This window comes from Deinococcus aerophilus (genome assembly GCF_014647075.1).
GTDB classification, from domain to species: domain Bacteria; phylum Deinococcota; class Deinococci; order Deinococcales; family Deinococcaceae; genus Deinococcus; species Deinococcus aerophilus.
In genome coordinates this window covers 57,410-75,387 of sequence record NZ_BMOM01000004.1, presented here as the reverse complement: position 1 = coordinate 75,387, position 17,978 = coordinate 57,410, and the positions used below count along the sequence as shown (strand labels likewise).

At 68.8% G+C, this 17,978-nt stretch carries 14 protein-coding genes; 4 read left to right on the top strand and 10 right to left on the bottom strand.

Annotated elements, in window-relative coordinates; genetic code table 11:
- Window positions 1-129 precede the first annotated feature (129 nt).
- Window positions 130-1,299: a bifunctional glutamate N-acetyltransferase/amino-acid acetyltransferase ArgJ gene (argJ, locus tag IEY21_RS03805; protein WP_188901532.1), complete on the bottom strand. Its 1,170-nt coding sequence runs from the start codon at window positions 1,297-1,299 to the stop codon at window positions 130-132.
- 60 nt (window positions 1,300-1,359) lie between these two features.
- Here argJ and IEY21_RS03800 point away from each other — a divergent pair, with 60 nt between their 5' ends.
- Entirely contained in the window at window positions 1,360-2,928 is a 1,569-nt protein-coding gene (locus tag IEY21_RS03800; RefSeq protein ID WP_188901530.1) for a GMC family oxidoreductase, read from the top strand.
- Between the two features lie 22 nt (window positions 2,929-2,950).
- Here the strand turns inward: IEY21_RS03800 and IEY21_RS03795 are convergent, their stop codons facing one another.
- On the bottom strand, window positions 2,951-3,910 hold the full coding sequence (locus IEY21_RS03795) for a LysR family transcriptional regulator (RefSeq protein WP_188901529.1): 960 nt from the start codon (window positions 3,908-3,910) through the stop codon (window positions 2,951-2,953).
- 170 nt (window positions 3,911-4,080) lie between these two features.
- Here IEY21_RS03795 and IEY21_RS03790 point away from each other — a divergent pair, with 170 nt between their 5' ends.
- Window positions 4,081-4,377 (top strand): hypothetical protein, encoded by a 297-nt coding sequence (locus tag IEY21_RS03790; RefSeq protein ID WP_229752864.1) that lies wholly within the window; start codon window positions 4,081-4,083, stop codon window positions 4,375-4,377.
- Window positions 4,378-4,474: 97 nt separating this feature from the next.
- On the opposite strand, the gene IEY21_RS03785 is transcribed toward IEY21_RS03790, so the two are convergent.
- Window positions 4,475-5,383, bottom strand: a complete 909-nt coding sequence (locus tag IEY21_RS03785; protein WP_188901526.1) for a transglutaminase-like domain-containing protein — start codon at window positions 5,381-5,383, stop codon at window positions 4,475-4,477.
- Between the two features lie 97 nt (window positions 5,384-5,480).
- Between IEY21_RS03785 and IEY21_RS03780 the strand changes: the two genes are divergently transcribed.
- On the top strand, window positions 5,481-7,520 hold the full coding sequence (locus IEY21_RS03780; protein ID WP_188901524.1) for a thioredoxin domain-containing protein: 2,040 nt from the start codon (window positions 5,481-5,483) through the stop codon (window positions 7,518-7,520).
- Between the two features lie 9 nt (window positions 7,521-7,529).
- Here the strand turns inward: IEY21_RS03780 and IEY21_RS03775 are convergent, their stop codons facing one another.
- The 4 genes from IEY21_RS03775 to IEY21_RS03760 form a co-directional block, all read right to left on the bottom strand.
- Window positions 7,530-9,227, bottom strand: a complete 1,698-nt coding sequence (locus IEY21_RS03775) for a VanW family protein (protein WP_188901522.1) — start codon at window positions 9,225-9,227, stop codon at window positions 7,530-7,532.
- 127 nt (window positions 9,228-9,354) lie between these two features.
- The gene (locus IEY21_RS03770) at window positions 9,355-10,614 is read right to left on the bottom strand and encodes an aspartate aminotransferase family protein (protein ID WP_188901520.1); all 1,260 of its coding nucleotides are present in this window, start codon (window positions 10,612-10,614) and stop codon (window positions 9,355-9,357) included.
- A 96-nt stretch (window positions 10,615-10,710) separates the two neighbouring features.
- Window positions 10,711-11,589 (bottom strand): DMT family transporter, encoded by an 879-nt coding sequence (locus IEY21_RS03765; RefSeq protein WP_188901518.1) that lies wholly within the window; start codon window positions 11,587-11,589, stop codon window positions 10,711-10,713.
- Window positions 11,586-12,215, bottom strand: a complete 630-nt coding sequence (locus IEY21_RS03760; protein WP_229752862.1) for a pyridoxamine 5'-phosphate oxidase family protein — start codon at window positions 12,213-12,215, stop codon at window positions 11,586-11,588. The genes IEY21_RS03765 and IEY21_RS03760 overlap by 4 nt, the downstream gene beginning before the upstream one ends.
- A gap of 85 nt (window positions 12,216-12,300) precedes the next feature.
- Here IEY21_RS03760 and pdxR point away from each other — a divergent pair, with 85 nt between their 5' ends.
- Window positions 12,301-13,812 (top strand): MocR-like pyridoxine biosynthesis transcription factor PdxR, encoded by a 1,512-nt coding sequence (gene pdxR, locus IEY21_RS03755; protein ID WP_188901514.1) that lies wholly within the window; start codon window positions 12,301-12,303, stop codon window positions 13,810-13,812.
- Here pdxR and IEY21_RS03750 read toward each other — a convergent pair.
- From IEY21_RS03750 to IEY21_RS03740, 3 genes are all read right to left on the bottom strand, one after another.
- On the bottom strand, window positions 13,809-14,381 hold the full coding sequence (locus IEY21_RS03750) for a cob(I)yrinic acid a,c-diamide adenosyltransferase (protein WP_188901512.1): 573 nt from the start codon (window positions 14,379-14,381) through the stop codon (window positions 13,809-13,811). The two genes, pdxR and IEY21_RS03750, sit on opposite strands and share 4 nt — an antisense overlap.
- Before the next feature lie 155 nt (window positions 14,382-14,536).
- The gene (malQ, locus tag IEY21_RS03745) at window positions 14,537-16,048 is read right to left on the bottom strand and encodes a 4-alpha-glucanotransferase (RefSeq protein WP_188901510.1); all 1,512 of its coding nucleotides are present in this window, start codon (window positions 16,046-16,048) and stop codon (window positions 14,537-14,539) included.
- Between the two features lie 231 nt (window positions 16,049-16,279).
- Entirely contained in the window at window positions 16,280-17,965 is a 1,686-nt protein-coding gene (locus tag IEY21_RS03740; RefSeq protein WP_188901508.1) for a bifunctional metallophosphatase/5'-nucleotidase, read from the bottom strand.
- Window positions 17,966-17,978: the final 13 nt, after the last annotated feature.

Here is a 17,978-nt window from a genome sequence, read left to right as displayed (position 1 = left end):
CGGAGCACAACGCGGTGATGAAGATTGACTCAAGCGAAGTCCGGGGGCAGGGCACGTAGTGAAAAGGCCGCAGGGAGGTGAAAATCCGGCGTCCCCCCTCCCCGTGCCCTCTCACGGTCCACGCTCCCGTCAGGTCGTGTAGTCCGCGTTGATGCTCACGTATTCGGCGCTGAGGTCGCAGCCCCAGGCCTCGCCCGACGCGCCGCCCACGCCCAGATCGAGGTCAAAAACCACCTCGTCGGCCCGCATGGAGGCGCTGACCGCCGCGTCGTCGTAGGGCAGCGGGCGGCCCGCAAAGACCGGATGCCCCTGCACGGCCACGGTCATCACCTCGATGTTCACGGTGGCTCCACTGCGGCCCACCGCCATGATCACGCGGCCCCAGTTGGGGTCAAAGCCGTGAACGGCACTCTTGAGCAGCGGGCTCACGCAGCAGGTGCGGGCGGCACCCAGCGCCTCGGCCTCGGTCAGGGCGCCCGTGACGCGGACGGTCAGCAGCCGGGTGGCACCCTCGCCGTCGGCAGCAATCTGCCGGGCCAGATCGCGCATCACGCCCTCCAGGGCCGCCAGGAACTCGGCCGGGTCCACCGCGCCGGCCTGACCGTTGGCGAGTACGGCGGCCATGTCGTTGGTGCTCGTGTCGCCGTCCACCGTCACGGCATTAAAGGTCCGGGCCACCACGCCGGGAAAGGCCGCACGCAGGCTGAGCTCGTCCACGGCGGCGTCGGTGAAGACGAAGGCGAACATGGTCGCCATGTCCGGGTGAATCATGCCGCTGCCCTTGGCCACCCCCACGATGCGGGCGCCGCCGCCCAGCGTGACCTGCGCCGTCTTGGGGCGGGTATCGGTGGTCATGATCGCGTGGGCAAAGGCCCCGGCGTCGCCGCTGCCGGCCTCGGCCAGCCCGTCGGGCAGATGCTCGATGCCGCTCAGCACCCGGTCCATGGGCAGGGGGTGGCCGATGATGCCGGTGCTGGCGGTCAGCACGGCATCCATATCCACGTTCAGCACGCTGCCCAGGGCGTCGGCCAGATCGGCATTGTCCTGTGCGCCGCGCCGTCCGGTGGCCGCATTGGCGTTGCCCGCGTTCACGAGCAGCGCCCGCACCGGGCCGCCCGCCGCGTACAGCTCGCGGTTGCGCGTCACGCAGGCGGCGGCGGTGGTGCTGCGCGTGCCCGCAAAGGCCCAGACGCACTCACTGTCCGAGACGACGGCGCTCAGGTCGGTCTTGCCGCTGGGCTTGATGCCGGCGGCCATCGCGGCGGCATGAAAACCACGGGGAAGGGAAAATTCGTTCATGCGCCGAGTGTAGAACGCGCCGGCCCGCCGGGACCCGCCGCCTCTCTATACTCGGCCTCCATGACCGCCAGACGTGCAGACGTGATCATTGTTGGAGCCGGCTCGGGCGGCTGTGTGGCGGCGCGGCGGCTGCTCGATGCGGGGCTTCGGGTGCTGCTGCTGGAGGCGGGCGGACGCGACACCCACCCGTTTATCCGGCCCCCGGCGGGCTTTCCCCGGTTGTTCCGCTCGGCGGTGGACTGGAACTTCCAGACCGTGCCCCAGCCCTGTGCCGATGGCCGGCAGTTCTACTGGCCGCGCGGCAAGGTGCTGGGCGGCTCCAGCGCCATCAATGCGACCATCTACATTCGCGGCTCGAAGCGGGATTTCGACGGCTGGGGCGAGGGTTGGACCTGGGCCGACGTGCTGCCCGCCTTCCGGGACCTAGAGGACTTCCGGGGAGAGGCGAGCGGAACACGCGGCACCGGCGGGAAGCTGCCGACGGGAGCGCGGGCCGCCTCACATCCCCTGAGCCACGCCTTCGTGACGGCGGCGGCGACCGCCCTGCACGTGCCCGAGGCGCAGAGTTTCAATGATGGCGTGCTGGAGGGCGCGGGCCTGCTGGAAAGCAACCACCGCAACGGCGAACGCTACAGCGCCTTCCGGGCCTTCTTACAACCGGTGCTGCGCCACCCCAACCTGACGGTGCTGACGGGCGCACACGTGCTGGAACTGCTGTGGGAGGGCACGCGGGCCGCAGGGGTGCGCCTGCGCTGGCGGGGCCGCACCCTGGACGCCCCCGCCGGTGGGGTGATCGTGGCCACCGGCGCGGTGCAGACCCCCCAGCTGCTGATGCTCTCGGGCATCGGCCCCCGGGCGGAACTCGAACGGCACGGCCTGGGGGTCCGGCGCGACCTGCCCGGTGTGGGCCAGGGATTGCAGGACCACCTCGCGGTCCCGGTGGTCTTCCGCTCGCACAGTCCGTCACTGGAGGCGGTGCCCGAGGCGCTGGCCCTGGCCCAGTACCTGTGGAACCGCAATGGGCCGCTGGCAAGCAACATTGCCGAGGCTGCGGCCTTCACGCACGCGCGGTCCGGCCCAGCGACCGGCGATCCGGACCTGCAGTTTCACTTCGGCCCGGCGTACTTCCGCGACCACGGCTTCACGCGCGAAACCGGGCACCACTTCACGGTCGGGCCGGTGCTGGTCGCCCCTCACAGCCGGGGGCAGGTCACGCTGGCCTCACGCGACCCCCTGAGTGCCCCGCGCATCGATCCGCGCTACCTCAGCGCCGGGGCCGACCTGGAACGGCTGGTGGCCGGGGTGCGGCTGGCGCGCGAGATCGCCGGGACGCCGCCGCTGCTCGCCCACCGCCGGGGGGAGGCCCTGCCCGGCAGCGGGGTCCGCAGCGACGGTGCACTGGCCGCTCATGTCCGCGCCGAATCGGCCACGCTGTACCACCCGGTCGGCACGGCGGCGCTGGGCGACAGCGACGACGCCGTGGTGGACCGCACGCTGGCCGTGCGCGGCGTGGAGGGTCTGTGGATCGCCGACGCCAGCGTGATGCCCCGCATCATCCACGCCAACACGAACGCCACGAGCATGATGATCGGCGCGCGGGCGGCGCAGTTTGTGGAACAGGCCCTGTAACGCTCCGCGCCGTTTTCTCCGGTCAGGACGTGCCCGACACGGGCGACCCCAGCGAATCCACCAGCGCCGCCGTGAACGCCCGGATCAGCGGCAGCTGAGCGCGCCACGGCAACGCAGCCACTGCCATCCTGCGGGTCAGCGGCTGGGGAAGGGGCAAGGTCACCACTCCGTCCGGCACCGGCAGCAGCGCCAGCCGGGGCATCAGCGTGACGCCCAGGCCGTGGCGCACCATGCCTAGGATCACGCTGTCCTGGTCTATTTCGGTGATGCCCGAGTCGTCTATGCCCAGGCCGCGCAGGTACGTCTCGATCCGCTGATGACACGAGTTTCCTCTGGGAGACAGCAGCAGGGTCGCGCCCCCCAGTTCCTCGGCCAAGACGGGATGGCTGCCGCGTGACGCCGGAGCGATAAACAGGTACTCGTCCTGAAGAAGGGGCGTCAGCCGCAGGCCGGGGGCCGACTCGCCCTCCACCAGCGCGAGGTCTGCCTGTCCATTCCTGACCTGCTGTTCGCCGGTTTCTCCCCGGTTGCGGTCGCCGTCCAGCAGCCGCACCGTGACCGCCGGATGCCGACGGCGAAAGGCGGCCAGGACAGGCGGCAGCAGATGCGTGGCCGCCGAGCGGAAGGACGACACCCGCAACAGCCCGGACAGTTCGCCGTCATCCTGTGCCGAGAGCAGCACGTCTCCGGAGGCCTGCACGGCCGTGCGCGCGTGAACCACCGCGCGCAGCCCGGCGGGCGTGGGAACCGTGCCCCTGGCGCTGCGGCGCAGCAGCGCGCGGCCTGCCAGGTCCTCGAGTTTGCCTACCGCCTCGCTCAGCGACGACTGCAACACGTTCAGCGCGGCCGCCGCCTCGCCAAAACCCCCGACGTCCACCACGGCGATCAGGGCACGCAACTGCGCCAGCGTGGGCTGGCCCGTACTGGGATGAACCGCGCCCGGATGGACCGGGGCGGGCTGGATCAACGGAGCGTGCGTCATGGACGAACCCGGGGCAGACAGAACAGACTTCGCGGCGGCCATGTTCCATTGTAGGTCCGCGCCGTGCGGCCGACCCATCGGAAAACCCGATGACCGGCGCCCAGTGCCCGGCCTGTTGCCGATGTCCAGATGGACGTCTGCGGCGCAAGCTGGGGCCAGGAGGTCCAGCCATGACCCTGAACATCCACCCCGCTTCCCCCCTCCCCTGCCCCCCGTTGGCCCGCTCTGTCCGCCCGGACCCTGAACTGTTCGGTGCCTTCCTGCTCGAAGCGGTGACCCCCACCGGAGCGCCGGAAATGCCCGAACTTCCCGCCTGGGAACTGCGGCTGTGGCCGGTGGCGCGGCTGGGTGACGTCACCATTGAGGCCCGCCCCCTGCTGCCCCACCTCGGTCCGGACGATCTGCGCGCCGCACTCCGGCACGGGGGCTGGACGCCGCTGGGGCCTGTGCGGGTGCGGCGGGGGTAAACACTCCCCGCCGGGCGTTTCGCCCCTCTATCTCCGGGACAGGGGGCTGCAAGGAACAAGCCCTCTCCACCGGGAAGAGGGCGGGCCCAGGAGTCCGCTAGAAAATCCGGGGGTTGGGCTCGATGTCGAGCGTATTGCCCATATCGGTCTCATCCGCCCAGACCCTCATGTGGGTCAGTCGGGCGCTGCCGAAGGTGGTGCTGAAGGCCACGTCGCTGGCATCGCGGCCCTGGGCAATCAGGACGCGGCCCGCACGCGGCTTGTTGTGCCGGGCGTCGAAGGTGCGCCACTGGCCGTCGAGGTACGCCTCGAACCACGCATGAAAATCCATCGGCACCCGGTCCGGAACGATGTCGATGTCGGGCATGTAGCCGCACACATAGCGGGCAGGAATGTTCAGCGCGCGGCAGAACGCAACGCCCATGTGCGCGAAGTCACGGCACACCGCACGCCGGCTGTCCAGGGCCTGCTTGGCGCTGGTGGTGCTGTTCGAGCCGTAGCCGTAGGTACACTCGTCGTTCAGAAAATCGCTGATGGCCTGCACCTGTGCCCATCCCCCGGTGATGTGCCCGAAACGGTCCCACGCCTCGGGGCTGATCACGTCGCTGTCCACGTACCGGCTGGGAAGCAGGTACTGGATGGTCTCGTCGGGCAGCTGCTCCACCGGGGTCTTGCGCAGCTGCGGCAGCACGGGATCGGCGTTGCGGCTCACCTCGGCAATCAGGTCGTGGCCGATGGTGAACGTGCCGGGCTGGGCCAGCGTGCGCCAGACCGTGTTGCCGTGGATGTCGGTGTAGGTGTGGATGCCCTGGGCCGCGCCCAGAGGACGAGCATCGATGATGCGCTGGCGGGTGCCGGTGGGGTGCAGGCGGTCTTGCGGCTGCACCACGAACAGCATGGGGGTCGGGTAGGGCACTTCAAAGGTCAGGGAGAAGCCTGCCCGGATCCGGACAGGACGGTCAATCAAAGCTTCCCCCTGGGCGGGGGTGGTGTCGGGCTGCGGCATGACCCGTAGTCTGAGGCTTTTTGAAACGGCGAATGTGTGAAGCCTGCTCTGTGGAACGCAGCTCCCCCGGCACGCCCGGCGCGTTAGCCTGACAGACATGAACCGCCTGACCCATGAATCCAGCCCATACCTGCGTCAGCACGCGGACAACCCGGTGGAGTGGTGGCCCTGGGGCCCGGAAGCCTTTGCGGCGGCGCGGGAGCGGGACGTGCCGGTGCTGCTCTCGGTGGGGTACTCCACCTGTCACTGGTGTCACGTGATGGCGCACGAGAGTTTTGAGGACGCGGCGACAGCGGCCTACATGAACGCGCACTTCGTGAACGTCAAGGTGGACCGTGAGGAGCGCCCCGACGTGGACGCCGTTTACATGGCCGCCACCCAGGCGATGACCGGCCAGGGCGGCTGGCCTATGACCGTCTTCCTGACGCCGGAGGCCGAACCGTTCTACGCGGGAACCTACTTTCCGCCGCGGGACGCCCAGGGCATGCCCAGCCTGATGCGGGTCATGCACAGCGTGGCCCACACCTGGGCGCAGGACCGCGACAAGATCACGGCGAACGCCCGCGCCCTGAGTGACCACATCCGGCAGGCCAGCCGGCCACGTCCGGTGGAAGGCGACCTGCCGCCGGACTTTCTGGACCGGGGTGTGGCGAACCTGCGCCGGGTCTACGACGCCGACCGGGGAGGCTTTGGCAGCGCTCCCAAATTTCCTGCACCCACCACGCTGGACTTTTTGCTCACGCGCCGCGACGGCCGCGAGATGGCCCTGCAGACCCTGCGCCAGATGGGCCGGGGCGGCCTCTACGATCAGCTGGGCGGCGGCTTTCACCGCTACAGCGTGGACGCGGAGTGGCGGGTGCCGCACTTTGAGAAGATGCTGTACGACAATGCCCAGCTGACGCGCACGCTGCTGCGGGCCTATCAGGTCAGCGGCGACGCACAGTTTGCGTGTCTGGCCCGCGAGACCCTGGAGTACCTGGAGCGCGAGATGCTGCAGCCCGGCGGCGGGTTTTCCAGTGCCCAGGACGCCGATACGGCGGGCGTAGAGGGCCTCACCTTCACCTGGACCCCCGCCGAGGTGCGGGCCGTGCTGGGCGACGGCGAGGACGCCACCCTCGTGATGGCCCACCTGGGAATCACCGAGGGTGGCAACTTTCTGGACCCCCACCGACCCGAATACGGGCGGCGCTCGGTGCCCCATCTGGCCCGGCCCGCCGCGCAGCTGGCCGCCGCCCGGGAGGACAGCGAGGAGCGCGTTCAGTCGCGGCTGAGCGGACTGAAAAACCGCCTGCACGCCGCACGCCAGACCCGCGAGCAGCCCGGCACCGACGACAAGGTGCTGACCTCCTGGAACGGGCTGGCGCTGGCCGCCTTCGCGGACGCGGCGCGGGTGCTGCGCGAACCGCACTATCTGGAGATTGCCCGCCGCAACGCGGAGTTCATCCGCGCCGAGCTGCGGCTGCCCGGCGGCACGCTGCGCCACACCTGGGGCGGCGGGGCTGCGAAGGTGGAAGGCCTGCTTGAGGACCATGCCCTGTACGCGCTGGGGCTAGTGTCTCTGTTCCAGGCGGGCGGCGAGGTGGCGCATCTGGAGTGGGCCCGCGAACTGTGGACGGTCGTGCGCCGCGACTTCTGGAACGAGGAGGCGGGCGTGTTCATGGCCTCGGGCGGACAGGCCGAATCCCTGCTCACCCGTCAGGCCCCCGGCTTCGACAGCGCGGTCCTGAGCGACAACGCGGCGGCGGCGCTGCTCGCCGTGTGGATGGACCGGTATTACGCCCTGCCTGGGGCCGGCGAGCTGGCCCGGCGCACGGTCCAGAGCTTCCAGGCCGACATGCTCGCCGCCAGCGGGGGCTTCGGCGGGTTGTGGCAGGCCGCCGCCTTCCTGGCCGCGCCCCATTCGGAGGTGGCGGTCATCGGCACGCCGCAGGAACGAACGGAACTGGAGGACGTGGCCGCCGGGGTCGCGCTGCCCTTCACCGCCCTGGCCTTCACCGCCGGCGGCGGCGCACTGCCCGTGCTGGAGGGTCGCCCCGGCGGCGGCACCGGCTATGTCTGCCGCAACCACACCTGCGATCTGCCGACCCGCGACCCGGCGCAGTTCCGGCAGCAGCTGGAGGCACTGGAAGCAGACTGACGCGGCAGGTCAGTTGCTGGGACCGACCTCATACACCGCCTGCCACGGCTGGTACTCGGTGCCCACCGTGTCGGTGCGGACGCCGGAACTGTCCTTGATGGTCCGGGTGATGTACAGCTTGTAACCGTCCTGTGCCCAGTCCACCTGGCGGGAGGTGCCGGGACGCATCTTCTCGTTCACCACATACTTGGCGGGTGGATGCGCCGTGCGGCTCAGAATCACGGCGGGGCTGACCTTGACGGTCCGCTGCGGCTTGAGGCCCCAGAGCTGCACCTCCAGCGTGCTGTGGGCGTCGTCGTTGACGGTGCGGATAAGCAGCGGCCCGCCGGTGTCGTTCTTCATCTTGAGGTCCAGGCCCGGATCGTACACGGCGGCCTCAAATCCCACCTGCGGTTCGTAATAGCCCACCCGGTAGGAGTGCTGGTTGCGTTCCACGACCGGCAGCCCGGCCCCGTACAGCGCGCGGAAGGTGGTGGTGCTCACCTGACACACGCCGCCCCCCAGCCCGTCCACCGTGCGTCCACCGCTGATGATCAGGCCGCCCACGAAGCCGTTCTCGGGAGTAATGCTTCCCAGATTCTCCAGAAAACTGAAGGTGCCGCCCACCGGAACCACCGTGCCGTCTATCCTGGCGGCCGCGTTGGCGACGTTGGTGCGCCGCTCCGGACTGCTGTGGTCATAGGTGCTGCGGCCGGTGTGGATCAGTTGCAGTTTGCCCGCATCGGGCAGCTGCTTCAGCGTCAGGGTGGGTGTCGTGACCCTGCTCGCCAGGATCACGCTGGTTTTGCTGGCATCGAACACCGCCGTCTTGAAGGCGGCGTAGGCGGCGGCCCGGTCCGTGACCCGGCCGGCCTGCTCGGGCATTCCCACCAGTTTGTCGCCCCGGGCGGCGAAGCGGGCATTGCGGGCCGGCTGGTCCACCGTTTCGGTCAGCAGACCAAAGGCACGCTTCAGCGCCGCCGGGTCGGGCACGACGCCCTCGGGGCGCACCCAGTACAGGTTGGCGACCTGCAGGGCCGTGAGGACACCCTTGCGTTTGGTCCCCGCCAGCGTGGCGCCGAAGGGACGCATCAGGGCATTGCCCTGGGCCACATGGCCCTGCAGGTCCTGTGCACGGACCTGTGCCATGCGGTCCTGCACCGTCACACGCAGCAGGGTCGTGGCCGGCGCCGCCGCGTAGGCGCGGGCAGCGGCCTCGACCTCAAACTCCTGGCCCGGCGCGTCGGCCCGCACCGCGTAGCGCAGGGCCACCTTATCGAAGTACACGCGGGCGTCGGTCGGTGGAGTGACCAGACCCGCCGTCAGGGTGGCCAGCGCCCTCCCGGCGGCGGCGGCGTCCACCGCGGCCACCAGCGGAAAGTTCTGAGGCTGCTCCTGTCCCACCAGCCCGCGCAGCCGCTGCAGGGCCGTGCGCTCGGCGGTGGCCCGCTCGGCCGCCGCCACGCTGGCCTCGGCGTCTGCGTGCCAGCCCAGGGCGCCGGCCTCCACAGTCCAGCGGTGGTGGCCGGCCACCACCGTTACCTGCGGTGCGCGCAGGGTCTGCCCCGACACGGCGGCCAGCGCCTGCGCACGGGTCAGCCCGCCCACGTCCACCCCACCCACCCGAAAGCCGGGGGCAAGCTGGTCGTCTGAGCCTGCCACCGCACCCACCGCCAGCGCCCCACCCAACAGCGCCAGCGCCGATATCCCGCCCACCCAGAACTTCACGCCCGCAGTGTAAGGAGCCTCACGCTGGGGTGTCTGAGCGAATTTCACACTTGCCCGGCGCCGTCATGGGCAGCAAAAACGGGCCGGGGAGCCACGTTCGCTCCCCGGCCCGGTCTGAACCCGGCGGCTACTCGCTCTGCTTTTCCTCGGCCTGCGCTGCCAGCTGGGCCTGACGCTCGGCACGCGGGTTGACCGTGTTCAGCACACGCTCGAAGGCGGCGACCACCGTGTCGATCTGCTCCTTGGAGATGGTGATGGGCGGCAGGAAGCGCACGACCAGCGGCGTGGCCTGCAGCGCCATCACGCCCTCGTCGTGTTCCAGCGCGGTGATGTACGGCGCACTCTTTTCCTTGAGTTCCACGCCGATCATCAGACCCATCCCGCGCACCTCGCGGATCTTGGACGACTCGATGGCGCGCAGTTTCTCCATGAAGTACGCCCCCTTCTCGCGGGCCTGCTCGGCCATGCCCTCGCGCTTCATGGCGCGGATGGCGGCGAGTCCGGCGGCCATGCTCAGGGGATTGCCGCCGAAGGTGGTGCCGTGGCCGCCGGCAGGCATGCGGTCGGCGACCTCAGCAGTCATCACGAACGCGCCGATGGGCACGCCGCCCGCCATCGCCTTGGCCAGGGTCATGCCGTCGGGGGTGACCCCGAAGTGCTCGGTGGCAAACATCTTGCCGGTGCGGCAAAAGCCGGTCTGGATCTCATCCATGATCAGCAGCGCGCCCTTTTCCTGGGTGATGCGGCGGGCCTCCTGAATGAATTCCAGGCTGCCGGGACGGACCCCGCCCTCGCCCTGCACGGGTTCCAGGATCACGGCGGCGGTTTCCTCGGTCACGGCCGCGCGCAGTTCCTCGATGTTGCCGTAGGTCACGAAGTCCACGTTCTTGTTGTCCACGGCCTCGCCGAAGGGTTCACGGTACTTGGGCTCCCAGGTCAACGCCAGGGCACCCAGGCTGCGGCCGGAAAAACCGCGCTTCATGCTCACGAAGCGCTTGCGGCCCGTGCCGGTGATCGCGAACTTCTTGGCCGCTTCCATCGCCTCGGTGCCGGAGTTACACAGGAAGACCCGCTCCAGCCCCGCGGGCAGCACGCCCACCAGTTCCTGCAGAAACTCGGCGCGCTTGTCGTTGGGCACGCTCTGGGGCATGATCATCAGCTTGCCCGCCTGCTCCTGAATGGCCTTGACGACATCCGGATGGCTGTGGCCGATGTTGGCGACGCCGTAGCCCGCCACGCAGTCGATGTACGAGCGTCCGTTCTCGTCCCACACGGTCGCGCCCTGGCCGCGCACCATCACGACCTCATGCTTGTTGTACACGCCACTGTCGTACTTCATCTCGGCGCTGAGCCACTTGCTCTTGTTGGTTTCCGGGGTTGCGGTCATATGTTCCTCCGTAGGGAATCAGTGTAGGCTTCGTGAAAAGAAAATTCGGTGAGGTGTCCAGCCTACCGGTCCGGGGCGGCGTTTCGGGACAGGGCTTCAGGTGAGGACGGGGATACGAACACGCCGGAACCGCAGATTGAGCAGCGCCAGCCCCGCCAGGATCACGCCCACGCCGACCACCGAGAGGGTTCCTACCCGTTCACCCGCCACCGCTCCCCAGAACAGTCCCCAGACCGGCAGCAGATAGGTGACGGCAACGACCTGGGTGGACGACACCCGCGACAGCAGGCCGTAGTACAGCAGGTAAGCCAGGCCGCTGCCGAACACGCCCAGAAACAGCATGGCGGTCACGGCCTGCAGGGTCAGGGCGGCAGGCGGGGGTCCCAGCAGCGCGGCGGGCAGCAGAAGGAGACCGGCCAGGGTCAGTTGCGTGGTCGCCAGACCCACCGGTTTCAGACCGCCCAGCGCGCGCTTGGCGATCACGGTGGCGATGGCGTACCCCAGCCCCGCCGCCGCCAGCACCGCAATGCCCAGGGCCGTGGCGTGGCCGCCGCTGAGCCCGCCGAAGACGGTCAGGCCCACGCCGCCCAGGCCAATCAGCACGCCCAGAATCACACGGGCACTGGGGACAACCTCGCGCACGCCCAGGCTGATCATCAACGTGAACAGCGGCGTGGTGGCGTTCAGGATGGCGGCGATGTTGCTCGAAACGCTCTGCTCGCCCCACGCGAAAAAGGTCCACGGCACAACGTTGTTGAAAAAGGCGACGAGCAGCAGCGGTTTCCACAGCCGGGCTGGCGGCAGGGAGTGGCCGCCCAGCCGCAACGCCAGCCACAGCACCCCGCCCCCGAACACGCACCGCAGCAGCGCGACCCACAGCGGCGGAAAGACCTCACCACCCCACTTGATCAACAGAAATGAGATGCCCCACACTGCAGAGAGCAGGAACAGCTGAAGGGCGTCGCGACGGTTCACGGCACCAGCCTACCGGGCTCAGACAGGGCCGGGCGTAACCGGGCCAGTTCCGGGGTCAGTGCGGGCCAGTCCTGTGTCTGATCGGCTCCGGGCATCCAGTTCTCCTTGCCGCTCCAGCGCTCGATTGCCAGCGAGTAGACGCTGGTTCGGGCCAGGTCGCCTTCCAGGATGGGCCGGGTCTGCTGACCGATACACAGGTCTGGAAATATCCGCTCGGACAGCACGGTCAGGGCGGCGCGGGCCTCCTGCGGGTCGGTCAGCAGGCGGGCGGTCCCGAAGGCGATCACGGAGCGGTACTGCACCGAGAGTTCCAGCGGACTGTTGCTGGGCAGCAGGGCCCCGATCTCGGACGCCTCCAGGGTCGCCGGGTGGCCCTGCACGGTGTTGGCCCACAGCCGACCGGTGATGTTGGTGTGGTACACGAGGTCGTGCGTTTCCGGACGGTATGCGAAGGCCAGTGGAGTGATGAACGGAAACGGCCGCCCGTCTTCCGACTGCCAGACCGTGGCCACCCGGCCGATACAGACGCGGCCCAGCACCTCCCGTATCCACGGGTCGTCCCGGCGGTTGTGCGGGCGGCGGCTGAGGCTGGGATCGCGCTTCCGGGGATCGTAGAAGTCGCTCACGGAAACCCTGCCGTCAGGGGGAAGGAGTTGGACCTGAGGGGGCGCAGCAGCGCGCGTATAGGAAACATGTCCGTACACTAGCCGCATGGTGGCTCCCCAAAAAGCTCCACTTCGGGCCAAACACAGCGGTCCACTTCGGGCGGATCTGCCCATAGCGCTGCGCCTGCAACGAGGCGCGGAGACGCCGTTGCAGGCGCAGCTGGCCGCAGAACTGCGCGCGGCGGTGCTGTCGGGCGCACTGCCGGAAGGCACCACCCTGCCCGGCTCGCGGACGCTGGCCGCCGGACTGGGGGTCACGCGGGGGGTGGTGGCGGGCGCCTACGCGGAACTGGTGGCTGACGGCACGCTGGAAGCGGTGGTGGGCCGCGGCACGCGCGTCTCGGCAGGTGCGGCGCGCGGGCAACTGGTGGACAGCCCCGCTCCCGGATGGTTCCGGCGGCCGACGGCCGCCCCGGTGGACGGCCCCGGAACCGCCCGCGGCATTCATTTTCGGGTGGGAGTGGCGACCACGGCAACACTGGACACCCGGGCGTGGCGGCAGGCCTGGGCGCACGCGGCGCGGACCCGGGTATCCGGCGACTACAGCGATCCGGCGGGCGAACCCGAACTGCGCGCGGCGTTGGCGGCGTTCGTGGGCCGCTCACGGGGCCTGGGTGCCGCGCCGGAACGGGTACTGGTCACGGCGGGCAGCCTGCAGGCCCTGAACCTGATTCTGCGGCTGCTGCCCCCGGCCTCACGGGTACTGCTGGAGGCCTGCGGCTACCGCGCGGCGCGGCAGGCCATTATGGACGCCGGTCATCACGTGCTTCCACTGCAGGTGGACGCCGACGGTCCGGTGATCGGCCCGGACACGCCCGCCGCCCGGCTCGCCTATGTCACGCCCAGCCACCAGTTTCCGCTGGGCGGACGCATGAGCCTGCCCCGGCGTCTGGCCCTGCTGGAGTGGGCCCGCGCCCACGACGCCCTGATCGTGGAAGACGACTACGACGGAGAATTCCGCTACGGCGCGCCGCCGCTGCCCACCCTGGCCGGTCTGGACTCCTCGGGCGGGCGGGTGCTGTATCTGGGCACGCTGTCCAAGGTGCTGACTCCCGCCGTCCGCACCGGCTTCGTGGTCGGACCCGGCGCGCTGATGCCGGCGCTGGTGCGGGCCCGCACGCTGCTGGATTCCGGCCACCCACTGCCGGTTCAGCACGCCCTGCTGCACCTGTTGAGAACGGGTGAGATCGACCGTCACATCCGGCGCACCCGCCGCTGGCACGCCGGAGTACGCGCCGCACTTACGCAGATACTCGAGCCGCTCGCCCCCCACGTCACCCTGGGCGGCATCGAGGCCGGGCTGCATGTCTGCCTGCACCTCTCGCCCGCCCACGACGCCCGTGAGGTTGCCGCCGAACTTGCCCGCCACGGCGTTTTCGTGTCCACGCTGCATCCCTACACCTTCGACGGTCCGGTGCCCAATGCCCTGCTGCTGGGTTACGGCGGCCTCACCGCCCATGAAGCGGCGGCGGGAGCGCGGGAGATCGTGCGGGTGCTGACGCAGAAAGCAGTGGCGGCGCGGCGTGCTCGACGACCTGCCCGGCCCGCTCAGGTCTAGCGCCGGCCCTTGACCAGCCAGGCATGTTCCTCGATGCCCGCCGCCTGGTTGGCGGCCCGCGCCATTACGAACAGCAGGTCCGAGAGGCGGTTGAGGTAGATCTGAACCTCAGGGTTGGCGTCCTCCTCCTGCAGCAGGCGAATGACCTCGCGCTCGGCGCGGCGCGCGACGGTGCGCGCCACGTGCAGCGAGGCGGCGGCGGGGGTGCCGCCGGGGTGGACAAAGCCGGTGAACGGCGGCGCAGCCTCCTGATAACGGTCAATCATCGCCTCCAGAAAGGCCGAGTCCTGCGCGTCGATGCGGCTGATCTTGGCCTCGTACGTCGTGCCGGGGCGGGAGGCCAGGTCGGCACCCAGATCGAACAGCGCGTTCTGGAGGTATTCCAGATCGGCGTCCAGTGCCGGGTCGGGCTTGTGGCTGCGGGTGTTGTGCGCCCGCGCCAGCCCGATCACGCTGTTGAGTTCATCGACCGTACCGTAGGCCTCCACGCGGCTGTGCGCCTTGCTCACGCGGTCCGCGCCGTACAGTCCGGTGGTGCCGCCGTCGCCCGTCTTGGTGTAAAGCTTCATGGGCCACAGGGTAGTGGAAAGCCTGGGCCAGCGGCGGACGGCCACCCAAAGAACAGCAACAGAAAGCAGAAAAAAGACCCCGCCGACAAGGCGAAGTCTTAGGTCTTCAGAAACGGCGTGGGCAGTTGGAGGGGGCGCGGCGGCCTTAAACCGGCCTAACGGCCCAGACGGCCCGTCATCTCGGTCAGGGCCCGCAGGCGGGCCGCCAGATCGGGGCGCAGGTCGCCGGCGAAGTAGCGCCAGGTCCAGTTGTGGTCGCCGGTGGTGCCGGGCAGGTTCATGCGGTCTGCGCTGCCCAGGTTAAAGATGTCCTGCAGCGGCACGACCGCGAGGTTGGCGCGGCTGCCGAAGGCCAGTTCGGTGAGCTGCCACGCAAAGCCTTCCTCGGTGGGATCGCTGCTGGTGTACACCCGGAAGTTGTGCCGCTCCTGATCGCTGGCGTTCGCCCACCATCCGCGCGTGGTGTCGTTGTCGTGGGTGCCGGTGTAGACCACCTGATTCTCGCGCAGGTTGTGCGGCAGAAAATCGTTGACCGAGAAGTCACCGCCGCCGAAGGCGAACTGCAGCACCGCCATGCCGGGGAACCCGAAATCGTCGCGCAGCTTCTCCACATCGGGCGTGATGACGCCCAGGTCCTCGGCGATGATCGGCAGCACGCCCAGCGCTTCCCGCACCGCCTCGAACATCTGGTGGCCCAGGGCGGGCACCCAGCGTCCGTGCATGGCGGTCTCGGCCGGAAAGGGAATTTCCCAGTACGCCGCAAAGCCCCGGAAGTGGTCGATGCGGATCAGGTCAAAGAGCTTCAGGCTGCCCTTGAAGCGCTCGATCCACCACGCGAAGCCGTCTTTGCGCATGACTTCCCAGTTGTACAGCGGGTTGCCCCACAGCTGCCCGGTCTCGGAGAAGTAGTCCGGCGGCACGCCCGCCACCACGGTGGGCTGGCCCTGGTCATCGAAGTAGAACTGGTCGCGGCCCGCCCAGGCGTCGCTGCTGTCCATCGCCACGAAGATGGGAATGTCGCCGATGATCTCGATGCCCTTGCCATGCGCATACGCACGGACCGCGTTCCACTGGCGGAAGAACAGGAACTGAATGAACCGCACGCGTTCCATGGCCCCGGCCAGCCGGGTGCGGGCCGCGTCCAGCGCCTCGGGGTCGCGGTCGCGCACGGCCGGCTGCCACGCATTCCAGGGCAGGCCGCCATGCTCGGCCTTGAGGGCGGTGAACAGGGCGTAGTCGTCCAGCCAGCTCTTTTCCTCGGACTTGAAGGCCTCGAACTCGGGCGTCAACTGCGGGGCCGCGCCGCCCACATACGAGATGTAGGCCCGCTCCAGCATCTGGTTGCGCCAGATGTATTGCTGCCCGAAATCCACCCGGGCCGGAGCGAAGGTCGGCATGCCGCTGAAATCGGTGTCGTGCAGCAGGTTGTCCTCGCGCAGCGTCGCCAGGTCAATCAGGTAGGGGTTGCCCGCAAAGGCAGAGAACGCCTGATAGGGGCTGTCGCCGTAGCCGGTCGGCCCCAGCGGCATGACCTGCCAGTAACGCTGCCCGCCGTCGGACAGCCAGTCGATGAAGTGGCGCGCGTAGGCCCCCAGCTCGCCGATGCCGTAGGGACCGGGCAGGCTGGTGGGGTGCAGCAGAACGCCGCTGGAACGGGAAATGGTCATGGGAAGAACCTCCGGGGAAAGGGCGTGTGGATTGGAAGTGTTTCCAGCGGGCTGGGCAGGAACACGGATACCGCCGAGGATAGTACACGGGTCAGCCCCGGGGCGCAGCCCTGAATGGACGGTCAAGGCCCGCGCCGAGCACGACAAGAGCAGGCGCGTTCCGGCCCTCCTGGGAGGTTCGGAACGCGCCGCGATCAGCGTGCGGGGAGCTGAGGAATTATTGACCCAGAATTACTTGGTCTTGGTGATGCGGTTCTGCGGGCCGCCCGCGAGGCCGGGGTTGGCCTTGGCGTAGGCCACGAAGGCGTCCACATCCACCAGATTGGGCAGCTGCAGTACGTTGGTGCCGTCTTTCAACACCAGGAAGGAGTCGCCGCCGCCAGCCAGGAACGAGTTCATGGTCACGCGGTAGGACTTGGTGGGGTCCAGGGTCTGGCCGTTCAGCTTGATGCTCGCAGCGTCCACGCGGCTGCCCTTGGCGGCGGTCGAGTCGTAGCTGTAGGTAAAGCCCTTGCTGACCTGCAGGATGCGGCTGCTGCCGGCGGCAGGGTTGTCAAACTGCTGCTCGAGCAGGGCCTTGATCTGCGCGCCGGTCAGGTCCATGACCACCAGGGTGTTGCCGAAGGGCTGCACGGTGTAGATGTCGCCGAAGGTGGCGGTGTTGCCGGCCGCGCTGGCGGTCAGGTCGGCGCGGATGCCGCCGGGGTTCATGAAGGCGATCACTGCGCCCTTGTCCTGGGTGGCAGCCAGCTGCGAATCGGCAATCACGTCGCCCAGCGCACTCTCGCCCGCCGCGTTGCTGGTCCGGCTGATGGTGGGGGTGGCCAGCGTGCCCACCGGCGTCTGCTTCACAGCGTCGGTCAGTTCCTTGGCGCGCGTCAGGATGGCAGTCATGGCCGGGTCCTTGGGCAGGGTGCGGGTATCGACCACCACGTTGGCCGCCTTGATGGACAGCAGCTTGTGGTTGGCCTTGTCCACGGTCAGGTCCAGGCGCTGCAGCAGGTGGCCGTAGTAGTCGCCCTGAATCACCACGCGCCCGCCCACCAGGCAGTTGTAGCCCTGGTGGCTGTGCCCGGTGATCACCGCTCTGATGGAGGGGTCCAACTTATTCACGATGTCAACAATGGGGCCGTCCAGGGTGCCGCAGGCGGGCTGCGCGAAATCATCCTTGGCCGTGCCGCCCTGGTGGATCAGCACGATGATGGCGTCCACGTTCATTTTCTTGAGTTCAGGCACGTACTTGTTGATGCTCGCCGCTTCATCCAGGAAATCCAGCGTCTTGACGCCGTCGGGACTGACGATGCTGGGCGTGCCCTGCAGCACCGCACCGATAAAGCCGATCTTCGCGCCGCCGACTTCCTGAACTGCGTAGGGCTTGAAGACAGGCTTGCCCGTGGTCTTGTCCACGACGTTGGCTCCCAGCCACTGAAAGTCGGCCGCCGGGTACGGGTTCTGGAACTTGCAGGCCTTGGCCGTGTCGTTGCTGTCACAGCCGCCGTTCTGCATGCGCAGCAGTTCCTGGAGGCCCTGATCGAATTCGTGGTTGCCCAGCGAGCTGAACTTCATGCCCAGCTTGCTCAGCGCGATGGTGCTGGGCTCGTCGCGCAGCAGGCTGCTCGTGATGGGCGAGGCGCCGATCAGGTCGCCTGCGCCCACGAACACCAGATTGGGGTTCTTGGCACGCTCCTGGGCCAGGTAGCCGCCGATGGCCTCGATGCCCCCGGCCTTCAGACGAATCTGCTTGGTGGGATCGGCGGGATCGGGAATCATCACTCCGCTGAAGTTGGTCGCTTCCAAGTTGCCGTGGAAGTCGTTGAGGCCCACCACCGCAACCGTCACCGGCTCGGCCGGGTTCGACGTCATGCTGCATGAGGACAGGGTAAGAACCGAGCTGATCAGGAACAGGTTTCGCTTCATGACCTCCATCATA

Bases quoted from the DNA above. Each gene is read 5' to 3' on its own strand.
- IEY21_RS03780 (WP_188901524.1), top strand. From the start codon at position 5,481: ATGAACCGCCTGACCCATGAATCCAGCCCATACCTGCGTCAGCACGCG.
- malQ (WP_188901510.1), bottom strand. From the start codon at position 16,048: ATGACCATTTCCCGTTCCAGCGGCGTTCTGCTGCACCCCACCAGCCTG.
- IEY21_RS03785 (WP_188901526.1), bottom strand. From the start codon at position 5,383: ATGCCGCAGCCCGACACCACCCCCGCCCAGGGGGAAGCTTTGATTGAC.
- IEY21_RS03750 (WP_188901512.1), bottom strand. From the start codon at position 14,381: ATGAAGCTTTACACCAAGACGGGCGACGGCGGCACCACCGGACTGTAC.
- IEY21_RS03790 (WP_229752864.1), top strand. From the start codon at position 4,081: ATGACCCTGAACATCCACCCCGCTTCCCCCCTCCCCTGCCCCCCGTTG.
- IEY21_RS03770 (WP_188901520.1), bottom strand. From the start codon at position 10,614: ATGACCGCAACCCCGGAAACCAACAAGAGCAAGTGGCTCAGCGCCGAG.
- IEY21_RS03740 (WP_188901508.1), bottom strand. From the start codon at position 17,965: ATGAAGCGAAACCTGTTCCTGATCAGCTCGGTTCTTACCCTGTCCTCA.
- IEY21_RS03800 (WP_188901530.1), top strand. From the start codon at position 1,360: ATGACCGCCAGACGTGCAGACGTGATCATTGTTGGAGCCGGCTCGGGC.
- IEY21_RS03795 (WP_188901529.1), bottom strand. From the start codon at position 3,910: ATGACGCACGCTCCGTTGATCCAGCCCGCCCCGGTCCATCCGGGCGCG.
- argJ (WP_188901532.1), bottom strand. From the start codon at position 1,299: ATGAACGAATTTTCCCTTCCCCGTGGTTTTCATGCCGCCGCGATGGCC.
- pdxR (WP_188901514.1), top strand. From the start codon at position 12,301: ATGGTGGCTCCCCAAAAAGCTCCACTTCGGGCCAAACACAGCGGTCCA.